Origin of the sequence: Acidovorax sp. A1169, from assembly GCF_030704685.1 — a bacterium.
Taxonomy (GTDB): domain Bacteria; phylum Pseudomonadota; class Gammaproteobacteria; order Burkholderiales; family Burkholderiaceae_C; genus Acidovorax.
On the sequence record NZ_JAUZDX010000010.1, the window covers coordinates 1 to 13,819 of the forward strand.

13 protein-coding genes are annotated in these 13,819 nt (G+C 65.9%); 6 read left to right on the forward strand and 7 right to left on the reverse strand.

Annotated elements, in window-relative coordinates; genetic code table 11:
* The first annotated feature begins 418 nt into the window (after positions 1 to 418).
* Both QYL93_RS31960 and QYL93_RS16935 read left to right on the forward strand, forming a co-directional pair.
* On the forward strand, positions 419 to 976 hold the full coding sequence (locus QYL93_RS31960) for a DUF427 domain-containing protein (RefSeq protein WP_370876987.1): 558 nt from the start codon (positions 419 to 421) through the stop codon (positions 974 to 976).
* A 657-nt stretch (positions 977 to 1,633) separates the two neighbouring features.
* A complete protein-coding gene (locus tag QYL93_RS16935; protein WP_305744720.1) occupies positions 1,634 to 2,224 on the forward strand; it encodes a hypothetical protein in 591 nt (196 codons plus the stop codon).
* A gap of 305 nt (positions 2,225 to 2,529) precedes the next feature.
* On the opposite strand, the gene QYL93_RS16940 is transcribed toward QYL93_RS16935, so the two are convergent.
* Both QYL93_RS16940 and QYL93_RS16945 read right to left on the reverse strand, forming a co-directional pair.
* Positions 2,530 to 2,799 carry a hypothetical protein gene (locus QYL93_RS16940; protein WP_305744721.1) on the reverse strand — a complete coding sequence of 90 codons (270 nt, stop codon included), beginning with the start codon at positions 2,797 to 2,799 and terminating at the stop codon, positions 2,530 to 2,532.
* A gap of 437 nt (positions 2,800 to 3,236) precedes the next feature.
* Entirely contained in the window at positions 3,237 to 5,606 is a 2,370-nt protein-coding gene (locus QYL93_RS16945; RefSeq protein WP_305744722.1) for a DNA polymerase II, read from the reverse strand.
* A gap of 212 nt (positions 5,607 to 5,818) precedes the next feature.
* On the opposite strand from QYL93_RS16945, the gene QYL93_RS16950 reads away from it, so the two are divergent.
* Positions 5,819 to 6,940 carry a serine hydrolase gene (locus tag QYL93_RS16950; RefSeq protein WP_305744723.1) on the forward strand — a complete coding sequence of 374 codons (1,122 nt, stop codon included), beginning with the start codon at positions 5,819 to 5,821 and terminating at the stop codon, positions 6,938 to 6,940.
* A gap of 10 nt (positions 6,941 to 6,950) precedes the next feature.
* Here the strand turns inward: QYL93_RS16950 and QYL93_RS16955 are convergent, their stop codons facing one another.
* A complete protein-coding gene (locus QYL93_RS16955) occupies positions 6,951 to 7,751 on the reverse strand; it encodes an ornithine carbamoyltransferase (RefSeq protein WP_305744724.1) in 801 nt (266 codons plus the stop codon).
* A 126-nt stretch (positions 7,752 to 7,877) separates the two neighbouring features.
* Between QYL93_RS16955 and QYL93_RS16960 the strand changes: the two genes are divergently transcribed.
* The gene (locus tag QYL93_RS16960) at positions 7,878 to 8,660 is read left to right on the forward strand and encodes a hypothetical protein (RefSeq protein WP_305744725.1); all 783 of its coding nucleotides are present in this window, start codon (positions 7,878 to 7,880) and stop codon (positions 8,658 to 8,660) included.
* Between the two features lie 21 nt (positions 8,661 to 8,681).
* Here the strand turns inward: QYL93_RS16960 and QYL93_RS16965 are convergent, their stop codons facing one another.
* Both QYL93_RS16965 and QYL93_RS16970 read right to left on the reverse strand, forming a co-directional pair.
* Positions 8,682 to 9,665 carry a tripartite tricarboxylate transporter substrate binding protein gene (locus QYL93_RS16965; protein ID WP_305744726.1) on the reverse strand — a complete coding sequence of 328 codons (984 nt, stop codon included), beginning with the start codon at positions 9,663 to 9,665 and terminating at the stop codon, positions 8,682 to 8,684.
* 126 nt (positions 9,666 to 9,791) lie between these two features.
* On the reverse strand, positions 9,792 to 10,241 hold the full coding sequence (locus tag QYL93_RS16970; protein WP_305744727.1) for a helix-turn-helix domain-containing protein: 450 nt from the start codon (positions 10,239 to 10,241) through the stop codon (positions 9,792 to 9,794).
* Between the two features lie 102 nt (positions 10,242 to 10,343).
* Between QYL93_RS16970 and QYL93_RS16975 the strand changes: the two genes are divergently transcribed.
* Positions 10,344 to 11,597, forward strand: coding sequence for an MFS transporter (locus tag QYL93_RS16975; protein ID WP_370876988.1), 1,254 nt, complete (start codon positions 10,344 to 10,346; stop codon positions 11,595 to 11,597).
* A gap of 1 nt (position 11,598) precedes the next feature.
* Here QYL93_RS16975 and QYL93_RS16980 read toward each other — a convergent pair whose 3' ends face one another.
* On the reverse strand, positions 11,599 to 12,003 hold the full coding sequence (locus QYL93_RS16980; protein WP_305744729.1) for a VOC family protein: 405 nt from the start codon (positions 12,001 to 12,003) through the stop codon (positions 11,599 to 11,601).
* 25 nt (positions 12,004 to 12,028) lie between these two features.
* Entirely contained in the window at positions 12,029 to 12,772 is a 744-nt protein-coding gene (locus QYL93_RS16985) for an SDR family NAD(P)-dependent oxidoreductase (RefSeq protein ID WP_305744730.1), read from the reverse strand.
* Positions 12,773 to 12,916: 144 nt separating this feature from the next.
* Here QYL93_RS16985 and QYL93_RS16990 point away from each other — a divergent pair, with 144 nt between their 5' ends.
* A complete protein-coding gene (locus tag QYL93_RS16990; protein ID WP_305744731.1) occupies positions 12,917 to 13,819 on the forward strand; it encodes an AraC family transcriptional regulator in 903 nt (300 codons plus the stop codon).

The window sequence follows — 13,819 nt, forward strand, 5'->3', positions numbered from 1 at the left end:
GCGAGGCCTGCATACGGTGCAGGCCGAGTGGAAGCTCGTGTGCATGGCGCTGAACCTGCGGCGAATGGCGGTGATGACCGTGTAAAAAGCCCGCAGCTGCGGTCACAAACGTCCCACCGGGCTCTGATCCAGGTCGTGCCAGGGCTTGATGCGCATCCACCACACCCGCAAACCGCCACAAGCCCGGCCGACCGCAACCCGCGCCGTTCAGCGGACCGCAAAAGGCGGGCGCCCAACTTCTGCCGCGCAGACTCCTAGCCCACTGCCCGAACTGTTCCTCAGCGATGGTTTAGCAGGCCATGTGCTGCCCTCTGCTCGCGCGGCCGAACTCGATGTCCACGGTGCCGAACTGGCTGTTCAGGAGAGCCGAAATACGCACGCTGCAACCCAGACGAACTTTGCCATATAAGATTCAACGATGACTGGCCACCATCCCGACCTGATTGCACGAGTCCGCGCTCAATGGCGCTGGCGAGGAACGGACCGTCCGCCGTTTGCTGTCATTCCCTCACATGGACAAATATCAGTGTGGGATTTCCCACGCCCACCAGAGCTTGTTCGTGAACTGCGCGAGGTCGTTGTACTTTGGGGAGATCTGGAAGTGGCTCGAACGCGCGCTGCTTGGGCAGTAAGAGAGACTGCACACCCTCCAACTTTCTACCTGCCTTTTGCTGATGTTCAGCGGTCGTTGTTACGTCCGGTAGGCGCTGGCTCCTTTTGCGAATGGAAAGGCCCTGCGCAATATTGGGATTTAGTCGATGGAGCACATTGCTTGGCGCAGGTAGCTTGGAGCTACCCCCAACCCTTGGCAGGAGCAGAGCCGCTGGCTGAATGCCTCGCTTTTTACGCTCACGATCTCATTTGCACAGTGGGCGGCGCCAAGGTTATTGCGCAATCTGGAGGTTTTTATGGCGGATGGATCACGCCAGAGTTGACCGGGCCATTCAAAGGCGATCCTGGCAGCAATGGTTGGTAGCGGGATTGACGTGCGGGTCACCGCTCGGTTGCATCCGACAAAGTCAGCATTTCAGCTGTGGACAAGCCAATACCTTCTGGAATGCGCAAGGCAGCTTTCGGGGACTGAATCCGAGTTGCTGGTGAGCTGCTATGGGCCCAAAGCTGCCTTAGCGCAGCTGACCGGAGTGACCGCTTTGCTGCGATTGCTGACATCCAAACCGTGCCATCTAAGGCGCACTATCGGGCAAGAGCTGCCGCTGGCGGTTTGAGAAAGCACTCGCCGAATGTTTGCATTCACTGGCAGCAGCAGGCCCTGAGTTCGCATGACGAGTCAAGCGCCTTAGGCTTCGCTCCATTTGCCATCCGGTCTACAGCGTCGCGTATCGCGTTTGGGCGACAGCGCGGCTCCTCTATCCGCGAGCTTCAGGTGTATCTGGTCACAACGATGCCGAGCACTCTGCGATTAGTGCTCTGAACCAAAGCTGGGCGGGATGCGAGTCATTGCGTCGATGCCAATTCAGGTCGAATACGATTTCAGGCAATGCGATCGGAGGCTGAAAAAACGCCAACCGGCGACCCGCCGACGCCGGGCATGCTCGTCCGCCCCTGTCAGGCTAGCCGCCTTGCGGCCACCGCTTCAGGACGAGCGCGTCTTGCCGATAACCAGAAGGTTACGATGAAAAGCCTCCTCGCTCTGCTGCTGGTCAGCGCCTGCTTCCAGGCGCAGTCCGCCAACCTGCCTCCCTGCGGCAAGGCGGTGCGTTTCAGTGCGGCTTGGTTCGCCGACCCGGAAGTGGACAACGCCAAATCGGCCGCCGAACTGACGAAGATCGGCGCGGGCGCCGGCCGCAGCGGTACGCAACTCGGCCACGTCGTTGTCGAGACCAAGCTGGCGGTGATGCCGCAGACAAGTTGCCAGGGCGTCGTCGTGCGGCTGGATTACATCAAACCGGTGCTGCGCGTGGCCAGCGAGCTCCCGCCGGGCAGCTGTGCCTATGCGCACGTGATGAAACACGAGCAGACGCATGTGCGCATTCACCGCGACATCGCGCGCCAGTTCCGCGAGCTGGACTATCCCTGGGCCTCGGGCGGCCACAGCGCGGGCATCCTGGTCTACGCGAAACAGGAACTCGACCGCCTGATGCAAGCCCAGGTGATGTTCGACAACCCCGAGGAATACGCCAGCAACTTCAGCGCGTGCGGTGGTGAGATCACGCGGCTGGTGAAGCCCGCGGCGTCTACCAAGTCGGGGCAGACACCGGGTTGAGGCAACCGCCTTCCGCGAAGGCTGATTGGTCGCGCCTTGGGCTGGACCAGACTGATGCCGACGGTCAGGCTTGCTGCCGCCGAGACCGGAGTGAGCCACCGCGCCGACCTTCGACTGCGCCACTTGTTCCGCCCCCGCACCCAACAGGCGTGTGGGTAAAGAGCCTCGCGTGGCTCACGGGGTCGTCGGCACATGAGTCAAAAGTGGTTTACTTCTACATCGGCGCCAACACTCTGGCCGATGGCAGCCATCGTACACGCGGCAGCCACGGGCCCGTTGCGGTCTTTGCTTATGCTTGAAACCGGTCATCTCTCAGGAAGGACTTTCCTCGCCGCCTTAAGGCTGCCCCACAGCGAAAATGGAAAGGCAACAAAAAGCACAGGCAGAACCGAAAACATGAGGACCATACCGAGCCCCATGTCGTTCGAGAGATCCTCTTGATCAGGAATGCCGTATTTGTTCCTATACCAAGCGACAGCGAGTGCGGAGGCGCCCCAGGCGACGCCAACCTCGAGCAAGACAAAGGAAGCGATGCAAAGAAGAAGCCTAAAAGCACTTCGCAGCCAGTTTTGCATTTTGTTCCCTGCCGATGATTTGGAATGTCACTTTTTCGTCCGCTTCTGGCCGAGGCTGTGTGAAAACGTCGATAAACGACTTTTGCAGGGGTACTCCAACCATTGCTCGCATCGAGATAGTGCGTTGTAGGCCGTTCTGAGCGGTCGATTTCTGAGAAGACCGGGCAACACCAGGGCGAAACGCGCGTTTTCACACAGCCTCGGCCGATATCGGAAGTCTAGCTGCTCGCACCCGTGCCCTGCATCACCCAAGAAGGCGACTCAGCGAAGCTGACCAGATGCTCGTCGTCTGCGACCTGGGAACATCCACGAGGGCCGATCTGTGTGTCCAGTTCACGCCGACCAATCGAATTCGCACAGACTTTCCTGCAGTGACCGAAATGCGCAACTGGGGGAGGCGTTCGCAACTAGCGCCAGCGGCCGTCGGTTGAACACGTCTAGAAAAGGTCCTGCTGTGCCGATGTCAACGCGGCAAAGCTTTCCCCCAGCGGCTGCAAAATGGCATCGGCAATCGGCTGCAGTTGCTTGGTGAGGTAGTGACCGTAGTCGATGGGCGAATGGCGCGCTTCCAGCGGTTCCGGCCCGTTGCGGGTCATGACGTAGCGGATCCAGCCGCCGCTCTGGTACTGCTGGGGGCGGTTCATGCGGGTGTTGTACTCGTCGGCCATGCGCGCCGCGCGCACCTGCGGGGGCACGTTGGCCACATAGGCATCCAGGCGGTGGCGCAGGCGCTTGCGGTAGACGAGCAGGTCGTCCTTGTCGCCGGCCAGCGTGGCATGCGCGTAGTCGGTCACGAACTCGCGGTAGGGCGCGCCCTGGAACACGCGCGAGAGCAGCCCTTCCTGAAACTGCCGGGCCAGGGGCGTCCAGTCGCTGCGGGCCATCTCCAGGCCGCGATAGACCATCTCCTCCTTGCCCTGGGTGTCCACGCTCAGGCCGGCGTAGCGCTTCTTGCTGCCCACGTCCGACCCGCGGATGGTGGGCATGAAGAACTTCTTGTAGTGCGTGTCGAATTCGATTTCGAGGTGGTTGTCGAGGTTCTGCTCCTCGCGCAGCCTGCGTGTCCACCAGGCGTTGATGTCCTTGACCAGCTCCGCTGCCACGGCATGCGCCTCGGCATTGGTATGGGTGCGCCCGAGCCAGATGAAGATCGAGTCGGTGTCGCCGTAGATCGCCTGGTACCCGCGCTTCTCGACGAACTCGCGGGTGAGCTTCACCATCTCGTGGCCCCGCAGCGTGATCGCTGAAATCACCTGCGGGTTGAAGAAGCGGCATTCCGACGCCCCCAGTACCCCGGCGAAGGAGTTCATCACCAGCTTGAGCGCCTGTGACAGGGGCTCGTTCTTCGCGCGCTTGGCCTCGTCGCGCGCGCGCCAGAGGGTGGTGACGATCTCGGGCAGGCAGTGCCTGTCGCGCGAGAAGCGCGTGCCCAGCGGGCCCTGGATGAGCGGTGCCACATCGCTGGCGTGCATGCCTTCCACGTACCCCACCGGGTCGACCAGGAAGGTGCGGATGATCGAGGGGTACAGGCTCTTGTAGTCCAGCACCACCACGGAATCGTAGAAGCCCGGCTTCGAATCCATCACGTAGCCGCCGGGCGAGGACTGGCCCTCTATCTCGCCCACATTGGGCGCCACGTAGCCCAGGCGGTGCATGCGCGGCAGGTAGTGATGGCTGAACGCGGCGATGGAGCCGCCGAAGTGGTCCATCTGCAGGCCCGTGGTGTGGGCGCGCTCCATCGCAAACTGCAGCAGCCGCGTTTTCTCGAAGATGCGCAGCACCAGCTCGCAATCGCGGATGTTGTAGGTGGCCAGCGCGGGCTTGTCGTGCTGGTAGCGCCGCTCGATCTCGGCCATCTTGTCGTACTCGTCGCCGATCTCCTTGCCTTCGCCCAGCAGTTGCTGCGATACGTTCTCGAGGCTGAACGAAGCAAAGCTCCACACCGCGGCGCGCAGCGCCTCGATGCCGTCGATGACCACTCGGCCGGGCATGGGCGCGAAAAGGTAGCCCTGCTTGCCAGGGTGCGTGCGCCAGGCGATGAGCCGGCGCTCGCGGCCCAGCAGCAGGGGCGTGGCGCAGTCGTCCGCCGTCTTTTGCAGCACGCGCAGGTCGAACTGGATCACGTTCCAGCCGATGACCACGTCCGGGTCGTTGCGGGCCACCCAGTCGTTGAGGTGGTCGATCATGGCCTTGCGGGTGGGGCAGTAGACGAGCGCAAAGCCCTCGAGCTCCGCAGGCTCGGAAGGACGCTCGTGAGGGGGCTCGCCGAGCATGTACACCACGCGCTCGGCCATGCCGTCGAGCGCAATGGAGTACAGCTCCTGGTGCTGGCTGGTCTCGATGTCCAGCGACACGACTTTCAGCGCCGGCCGGTAGTCGGGCGCAGGCGCCAGCCTGCAGTCCACGCGGGCGCCGTTCTCGGCGTGCCCGCCCTCCACCAGCACGCCGGCGGTGATGAAGCGCTCCATCAGGTAGCGCTCGTGCGGGCGCACATCGGCTTCGAGCAGCGATATGCCCAGTTGCTGGAGCGAGCGCGCCAGGCGCCCCAGCTGGCGAAAGTGCTTGGCATAGACCCCGATCACGGGCTCCTGCTGAAAGCTCTTGAGGTCCAGCGCGCGCAACTCCACGTCCGGCAGGGCCATGAGTTGGGCATCCACCGTGCCCTTGTGCTTGGCCTCGACGAAAGCCACCGAGGTTTGGCCGGTCAGCAGCACCTTCAGCGGCCCGGCGTCGGTCGCAAGCCAGTATTCGATTTCGGTGCCCGCAGGTGTGTCTCGCCAGTTGCGCGTGAGGATGAAACCCTTCATTTGGATGGACGCACGGGTCTTGGAACCAATCGGAAAATAGAAAGGGAGAGGGCGAGAGGGCTGGCAACGGAGCTTCCAATTCTCGCCGATGGCGGCGCGTCTGCGCAGGCGCAACGCCCATGCTGGCAGCTGCGGCAGAATGGGCCGAAACCCACCGAACTTCTGCTGCACTGGACCCTGTGGCGGCGAGGGGCGGCAACCGAGCCATTGCCATGCTGAACAGACTGCGCACCACTGCCATCGCTGCCCTGGCCGCCACCACCATCGCCATGGGAAGTGCATCAGCACGCGCCGACACCCCGGCTGCCATCGCAACGGCAGCAGCGCAGCAGGCCGGGGCGCAAGGCGTCTTCCCTGGTGCGGCCTGGAGCACGCCAGCCATCAGCGGGCAGCCGAGCGGGTGGTCGGCAGACAAGCTCAAACGGGCCGACGACTATGCCGACTCGCTGCGCTCTGACGCCTACCTCGTGGTGCACCGCGGTGTGCTGGTGCATGCCTATGGCGACATCCGCCGGCCGATGAACCTCGCGTCGGTGCGCAAGAGCGTGCTCAGTGTCCTGTACGGCATGCACGTCAGCTCGGGCGCCATCGACCTGGACCAGAGCCTGGCGTCCCTGGGTATCACGGACAAGGGCGGGCTGTCCGACGTGGAGCAGACCGCCACCGTGCGGCAACTGCTGCAGTCGCGCTCCGGGGTCTACCACGAGGCGGCCTACGAGACGCCGGCGGCCAAGAAGCGGCGGCCGGAACGCGGCAGCCACGCACCCGGCACCTTCTGGTACTACAACAACTGGGACTTCAACACGCTGGCCACCATCTTCCAGCGCCGCACCGGCAAGGATGTTTTCGAGGCACTCAAGACCGAGCTGGCGGAACCTTTGCAGTTTGAGGATTTCCGCTACCCGCAGGACACGAAGTTCGAGTACGAGCGCAGCTCGGAGCACCCCGCCTACCTGATGTTCCTGTCTGCGCGCGACCTGGCGCGCATCGGCCTGCTGGTGAGCCGCGACGGCCAGTGGAAAGGGCGCCAGATGGTGCCGTCCGCCTGGCTGCGCGAGAGCACGACCTCGTACAGCGCCGTCTCGGGCGGCAGCGGCTATGGCTACATGTGGTGGCTGCCGTTCGTGGCATTTGCGCAATGGCGCCTTCCTGGCAACCAGCTGGTGCTGGCGGACGGGAGCGGCGGCCAGTTCATGCTGATCGACCGGGCGCGGGACATCGTGCTCGTGCACCGGGTCGACAACAGCCGGCTTTGGTTCAAGCGCAATGCGGTGGACCTGGGGCAGTTTGCGGAGCTTGCGGCGCGCGTCATCGCCGCCGCTCCGGGGAAGTAGGCAGCGGCCCTCAGGCGCCGAGCAGGTGCCGGATGATCGCCTTCTGCACCGGCAGCAGCAACTGCTTTTGCCCGTAGCCTGCAAAGCGCGGGTAGAGCAGGGGGTCGAACGCCAGCTCGCGCCCGATGGAAAACGGCGGCGTCGGCAGCAGCACGGGGTGGCCCATGCTTTCCAGGTCGGCCAGCGTGAGAGGCCTGCCTGGCGCGTCGGCGTCGCTCGGCCAACCATCGGTGATGACGATGTCCATAGGGCCAGGGGGCTCCGATGCAAAGCGCACGCCCGGCAGCGTTTCGTCGTGCAGGCGCGCGTCGCACACGTGGTGCAGCTGCGGCAGCCCCAGCACCTGAGCCAGTTGGTGCCAGGACCGCAGCACGTTGGTGGTCGGGCCCCACAGGCAGATGCGCGCGTCCCTGATCGGCATGAGCGCACTGTCGATGTAGTTCGCATCGGCCAACACCTCGCACGGGTGCCCCGCGCCCGACATGGCGTTGATGACGGGCCTGCACGACGCCGCAGCGAACTCGGTCAGCCGCTGGTGGTTGGATTCGCGCACCACATACAGGTCGTAGAACGGGTCGAGGTAGCCCGCCAGGTCGCAAGCGCGCTCTGCGGTCTTGAGCAGGTTGGGCAGCTCGGTGAAGGCCAGGCCCAGGTCGCGAAACGCCTGGACGAAGGTCGTGCGCGTGCGGATGCCGTTGCCTTCGAAGGACCAGGCGACATGGCCCCGTAGCGCCTTGTCGGGCTGCCTGGCCAGGCGCCAGATCGCATCGACGCTGTCGGGGGTGAGCTCGGAGAGGGTGATGAGGTTCATGCAAAGTGGGTTGCAAAACGGGGGAATCGGCCGGTGCCGATGTGCCAGCATCGCAGAAGTAAACCATAGCCACAGCGTTGCGCTTATCCTGCTGGCTTTGCGAGATCCATTGCGGGGGAAAACAGCATGCGGTTGCTTCAGCGGGGAATCACGGCGCTCGTTCTTGGCCTGGCCGTCGTCGCGCCATCGGTTGCCGGTGAGGCCAAGGAAAGCCACAGCGCGCGCCCCGGCCTTTTCTTCGCATGGCTGTCGCCCGATGATGGATCGGTGGTGGTGCAGTTTGACGATGCCGCCCACGTGCGGGCACTGGCGCGCCACTGCAATGCGGGCCGTGGTGTCTTTTCCACCCAGACCGGCGTGAAGTACCAGTGCAAGATGGAGGTGCCCAAGAACGCTTTGGGGCAGGAGCAATGGGATTCGGCCCAAGCCTCGGTGCAGGGCGAATCGCCCAAGTCGGACACACGGCAGTTCGGGCTTTTTTCCATGGCACCCGTGCGCGCCACCCGGTGGGCTACGCGCCGTATCTCTGCACCGGAAGTGGAGGCCATTGCGGCACTGCTGCGCTCAGACACCAAGCGGTTGGGTGCGGTGCAGCGGCAATTGAAGCTCGCCACGGCATCGGTGGTGAGCCAGCCTGGCAGCCCAACCCTGGCCATCATCGTGCCCGGGCGGGTGGTGGAGGATCGCGCCGCTTTCTACCATGCGCGCAGGCACCATGTGTTCACCAAGAACGGCAGTAGCGTTTCGTACCTTGGCGAGGTACCCGGCAAGCCTGTCAGCTTTGCCGATATCGACCAAGCCACCCAACTGCCAGGGCTGGTGGTCAGCGAGGGTTGCGACGGGTGGTGCATCACCCTCTGGAGTCTGGCCAGCGGGCTGCGGCAGGTGGGGCGGTTCGGGGGGCATTGAGGGGCGTCGAGGCTGGCGGCGCTACTGCGGCACCAGCCCCGCCGCCTTCACCAGCTCTGCATGGACCTTGATCTCCTGCGTGATCGCATCCTTGAGCTGCTGGCTGCTGCCCGGCGCCACCTCCATACCGCTGGCGGCCAGCTTGGCCTTGATGTCCGCATCGGCCAGGGCAGCGTGCGCTGCGCGCTGCAGCCGGTCGATGATGGGCTGCGGTGTCTTGGCCGGGGCGAGCAGGCCCACCCAGGCGGATAGGTTCATTTCGGGCGCGCCGGCCTCGACCATGGTGGGGGTCTGCGGCAGGGTGCCGGTGCGCTGTGCGGCCATCAGGCCGAGGGCATGCAGCTTGCCGGACTGGATGTGCGGCAGGGCCTCGGGCAGCACGGCGAACAGCATGTCCACCGTGCCGGCCAGCGCGTCGTTGATGGCCGGGGCGCCGCCCTTGTAGGGCACGTGCAGCAGGTCGGTCTTGGTGCGGGTGGTGAACATCAGCCCCGCCAGGTGCTGCGGGCTGCCGTCGCCCGATGAGGCATACGTCAGCTTGCCCGGCGCTGCCTTGGCCGCAGCCAGCACGGCGGCCACGGTGGGGAACTTCTGCTTGTCCTTGACCACCAGCACCATGGGCTGGTTCACGAACTTGGTGATGGGCACGAAGTCGGCCTCGGGGTCGTAGGGGAGGGTCTTGAAGATGCTCTTGTTGGTGGTGAGGAACGACGCCGGCGAGACCATCAGCGTGTAGCCATCGGGCGCGGCGCGTGAGACCAGCGGCGTGCCGATCTGGCCGGATGCGCCTGCCTTGTTGTCCACCACGAAGGGCTGGCCCAGCTCGGCCGCCATCTTCTGCGTGACCACGCGGGCGATCATGTCGGCGCTGCCGCCGGCGGGCAGGGCCACGATGACCTTGACGGGGCGGTCGGGGTAGACGGCACCTTGGGCGAAGGCGGTGGTGGCGGCGGCTGGCGCTAGCAGGGCGCAGACAAGGGTGGACATCAGGCTTCGGCGTTGCATGGGGACTCCTCCGTACAGGGACAGGACTGGGCTGGCAGCAGCAGGTATGCCGCAAACAGGCGTGTCATGCAAGTCCTGTACCAGAGCCTGCGCGCGGGCCCGTCCGCGGCGGCACGCGCGCTCCGCTCACTGTGGCACTTTGCGTACCTCGGTGGCCTGCGGCGCCACGGCGCTGCCTTCCTTGCTGCGGGGCGCCATGTACGGCAGCGGCTTGCCCGTGCGCTTGTCGATCAGCACCGAATGCGGTTCGCCACGCTGGAACAGGTGCTGCTCTCCCCACTGCCGCAGCGCCACCACCACCGGAAACAGGCTGTCGCCCTGGGCTGTCAGCACGTACTCCTGATAGGCCGAGCCGTCGGATGCCGGCTGCGTTGCAAGGATGCCTGCCTCCACCAGCTTGCGCAGGCGATCCGAAAGGATGTTGCGGGCCACGCCCAGGCTGCGCTGGAAGTCGCTGAAGCGGCGCATGCCGTCGAAGGCGTTGCGCACGATGAGCAGCGACCAGCGGTCTCCAACGCTATCGACGGCGCGCGCTACGGGGCAGGGTTCATCGTGCGTGGGTTTGCGGCGCGGCATGGGATCTCCTGGGTGGTCAGGGCTATTGGTTGCATTTTAAAACTAGTTGGCCTAGCATTCAACTGGTTTTGTTTTGAAACCAAGTTGAGCTTGCTACGAACCATGAAGGCATCTTCCATTTCAACCCCACTGCCGTGCTGCCGCCAAGCGCCCAGCCGGTCGGCAGGCATGCCGCGCAGCTTGGTGCTGCTGTTCGCCATGGCTGCCGGCCTGAGCGTGGCGAACGTGTACTACGCCCAGCCCTTGCTGGATGCGCTGGCGCGGGATTTCGGCATCGGCCATGCCGCAGTCGGCGGCGTCATCGCGGCCACCCAGGTCGGCTGCGCGCTGGCCTTGCTGCTGCTGGTGCCGCTGGGTGACCTGGTGGAACGCCGGCGCCTGATGGGCGTGCAGTTGCTGGCATTGGTGGCGGCGCTCGCGCTGGTGGCCGTGGCGCCTTCGGCCCCGGTGCTGCTATCGGGCATGCTGGGTGTTGGACTGCTGGGCACGGCGATGACGCAGGGGCTGATCGCCTACGCGGCCAGCGCCGCCGCGCCGCAGGAGCAGGGCCGGGTCGTCGGGGCGGCGCAGGGCGGGGTGTTCATCGGCCTGCTGCTGGCCCGCGTGTTTGCGGGCGGTGTAAGCGATCTGGCCGGCTGGCGGGGCGTGTACTTCTGCGCCGCCGGGTTGATGCTGGTGATGGCGCCCGTGCTTTGGCGGCGCCTGCCGCACCTGCCGAAGCGGCCCGCGGCGCCGCATGCCATGGGCTACCTGCGCCTGGTCGGCTCCATGCTGGCGCTGCTGCGGCAGGAGCGGGTGCTGCAGGTGCGCGGCATGCTGGCGCTGCTGATGTTCGCGGCGTTCAACATCTTCTGGAGTGCACTGGTGCTGCCGTTGAGCGCAGCCCCTTATGGCTTTTCGCACACCGCCATCGGGGCCTTCGGCCTGGCAGGCGCGGTGGGTGCGCTGGCTGCTGCACGTGCCGGGAGGTGGGCAGACCTGGGTTACGCCCAGCGCACCAGCGCGGCGGCCCTGGTGGTGCTGCTGCTGTCATGGTGGCCGCTGTCAATGATGGAGCGATCCCTGTGGGCGCTGGTGATCGGTATCGTGCTGCTGGATCTGGGCGGCCAGGCCCTGCACGTCACCAACCAGAGCCTGATCTTTCGCACCCGGCCCGAAGCGCAGAGCCGGCTGGTGGGCCTGTACATGCTGTTCTACGCGGTCGGCAGCGGGCTGGGCGCGATCGGCACCACAGCGACCTATGCCGCTGCCGGCTGGCAGGGCGTGTGCCTGCTGGGCGCGGCGGTCAGCCTGCTGGCGCTGCTGTTCTGGTGGGCCACGCGCAGTGCTGTGCCCGCCGCCAGGGCAGCGCACTAGTTCATGCAGGCGCGTGCTGCCAGCTCTTGTAGACGAACTCCAGGCTGTAGCCATCGGGGTCCAGCACATTGGCGGCGTAGTAGCGTGGATCGTAGTGCAGGCGCGCGGTGGGGGCTCCGTTGTCGGTGGCGCCCGCAGCCATTGCGGCGGCGTAGGCGGCATCCACTTCGGCGGTGCTGCTGGCTACAAAGCCCACGTGCGCGGCGCACCCGTCGGCCGGGCCGGCCTTGAGCCACAGGAACATGCGGCCGTTGGCGCCAAAGCCTTTCAGGTCCGGGTGGCCTGGCGGGCCGTCCTTGCCGTCGAAGTCGTGCCGCGTGGTGATGCCCAGCGGCTTGAGGGCCGCGGTGTAGAAGGCGATGGAGCGATCGATGTCGCTCACCGTGAGGAATACGTGGTCCAGCATGGGGCTTGTTCCTTGTTACGCTGGGTCACACCATATACCCGCCAGCCACTTCGATGCTCTGGCCATTGACCCAGCCGCTGTCCTCACCCAGCAGGCTGGCGATCACACGCGCCACGTCTTCGGGCTCGCCCACGCGGCCCAGGGCGGTCTGCCCGGCCAGCAGGGCCTCGAAGTCGGGCGGCAGTCCACCACCCAGTTCGGTGCGGATTGCGCCGGGCGACACCGCGTTGGCGCGGATGCGCCGCTCGCCGAACTCCTTGGCCATGTAGCGCGTGAGCACCTCCAGCCCGCCCTTGAAGGCTGCGTACGGCGCCACGCCGGGTGTGGCGACGCGCGTGGTGGCGCTGGTCAGGTTGACGATGCCGGCGCCCGGTTGCAGCAGCGGCAGCAGGGCCTGGGTGAGGAAGAACGGGCCCTTGAGGTGCACGTTCATCAACCCGTCGAACTGCGCCGGGGTCACGCTCTCCAGCGGGTTGAACAGGCCGTAGCCGGCGTTGTTGACCAGGCCCGCCAGGTGGCCGTGGCCCCAGGTCTCGTGCAGACTGCGCTCGACTGCGCTGCGGAAGTCGCCGAAGCTGTCGGCGTCACCCACGTCCAGCGGCAGGGCCACGGCCTTGCCACCCGCCTGGGCGATGCGCTGCACCACGGCCTGCGCGGCTTCGGGGTTGCGGTGGTAGGTGAGGATGACGCCCATGCCGCGCCGTGCGCATTCGATGGCGGTGCTGGCGCCGATGCCGCGGCTGCCGCCGGTGATGAGGATAGTGTTCATTTTTCAGGTCCTTGAGGGGTTGTGAATCGATGGATAGAGCTTAGGCAGTGCCGCCGTTTTTGGCGTGCCTGCTCATGCCGCATTGCTGCCTAATCCTGCTTTTTCACTTGTGCCGAGCCCGGCTTTGCGGTCTGATCGGAGCCCATGAACCCAAGCCCGCTCGAAGAACTGAGGCACCTGGCCTCGCGCGCCGAGAACCGGCGCACGGACACCGGAATCCCCCGCGTGGCGATGGTGCAGGGCGCCATTCCGGAGCACCAGCTGGCCGCGGTGTACGACCCCATGGTCAACCTGATCTTGCAGGGCAGCAAGACCATGACCATCGGCGGGCACACCCTGGCCTACGACCCGGCCACGTACTTCGTGATGTCCATCGACTTGCCTGCCGTGGGCCAGGTGCATGCGGCGGCCGATGGCGCGCCCTACCTGGCGGTCAGCCTGACGCTGGAGCCGGCGGTGGTGGCCGCGCTGCTTGCGGACCTGCCCAGGGGTGGCTCCGATGTGTCCGCCACGGATGCCTGGGAGCCGGGCTTTTCGGTGGCGGCGATGACGCCGCAGCTGATGGACGCCTGGGTGCGCATGCTGCGCCTGATGGACAAGCCGGCCGACATCGCGGCCCTGGCGCCCGGGTGCGAGCGCGAGATCCTGTACCGCGTGCTGCAGGGCCCCCACGGCGGCATGCTGCGCGCCATCGCCACGCCGGACTCGGCCATGGCGCGCGTGGGCCAGGCCATTGCCCACATACGGCGCGAGTTCGCGCAGCCGCTGCGCGTGGAGTTGCTGGCCGAGGTGGCGGCGATGAGCGTGTCGGCGTTTCACCGCCACTTCAAGGCCGTGACGGCCCAGAGCCCCGTGCAGTACCAGAAGCGCCTGCGCCTGCTGCAGGCGCGCATGCTGCTGGTGGCCCAGGGCGCCAGCGTGGCCGGCGCCGCGTTTGCCGTGGGCTACGAGAGCGCCACCCAGTTCAGCCGCGAGTACGCGCGACAGTTCGGCGCGCCACCTGCGCGCGACGCGCAAAGGCTGGTCGCACAGGCGCGCCGGGCCTGA

Bases quoted from the DNA above. Each gene is read 5' to 3' on its own strand.
- QYL93_RS16985 (WP_305744730.1), bottom strand. From the start codon at position 12,772: ATGAACACTATCCTCATCACCGGCGGCAGCCGCGGCATCGGCGCCAGC.
- QYL93_RS16955 (WP_305744724.1), bottom strand. From the start codon at position 7,751: ATGAACCTCATCACCCTCTCCGAGCTCACCCCCGACAGCGTCGATGCG.
- QYL93_RS16940 (WP_305744721.1), bottom strand. From the start codon at position 2,799: ATGCAAAACTGGCTGCGAAGTGCTTTTAGGCTTCTTCTTTGCATCGCT.
- QYL93_RS16945 (WP_305744722.1), bottom strand. From the start codon at position 5,606: ATGAAGGGTTTCATCCTCACGCGCAACTGGCGAGACACACCTGCGGGC.
- QYL93_RS16980 (WP_305744729.1), bottom strand. From the start codon at position 12,003: ATGCTGGACCACGTATTCCTCACGGTGAGCGACATCGATCGCTCCATC.
- QYL93_RS16970 (WP_305744727.1), bottom strand. From the start codon at position 10,241: ATGCCGCGCCGCAAACCCACGCACGATGAACCCTGCCCCGTAGCGCGC.
- QYL93_RS16960 (WP_305744725.1), top strand. From the start codon at position 7,878: ATGCGGTTGCTTCAGCGGGGAATCACGGCGCTCGTTCTTGGCCTGGCC.
- QYL93_RS16935 (WP_305744720.1), top strand. From the start codon at position 1,634: ATGAAAAGCCTCCTCGCTCTGCTGCTGGTCAGCGCCTGCTTCCAGGCG.
- QYL93_RS16965 (WP_305744726.1), bottom strand. From the start codon at position 9,665: ATGCAACGCCGAAGCCTGATGTCCACCCTTGTCTGCGCCCTGCTAGCG.
- QYL93_RS16990 (WP_305744731.1), top strand. From the start codon at position 12,917: ATGAACCCAAGCCCGCTCGAAGAACTGAGGCACCTGGCCTCGCGCGCC.
- QYL93_RS16950 (WP_305744723.1), top strand. From the start codon at position 5,819: ATGCTGAACAGACTGCGCACCACTGCCATCGCTGCCCTGGCCGCCACC.
- QYL93_RS16975 (WP_370876988.1), top strand. From the start codon at position 10,344: ATGAAGGCATCTTCCATTTCAACCCCACTGCCGTGCTGCCGCCAAGCG.
- QYL93_RS31960 (WP_370876987.1), top strand. From the start codon at position 419: ATGACTGGCCACCATCCCGACCTGATTGCACGAGTCCGCGCTCAATGG.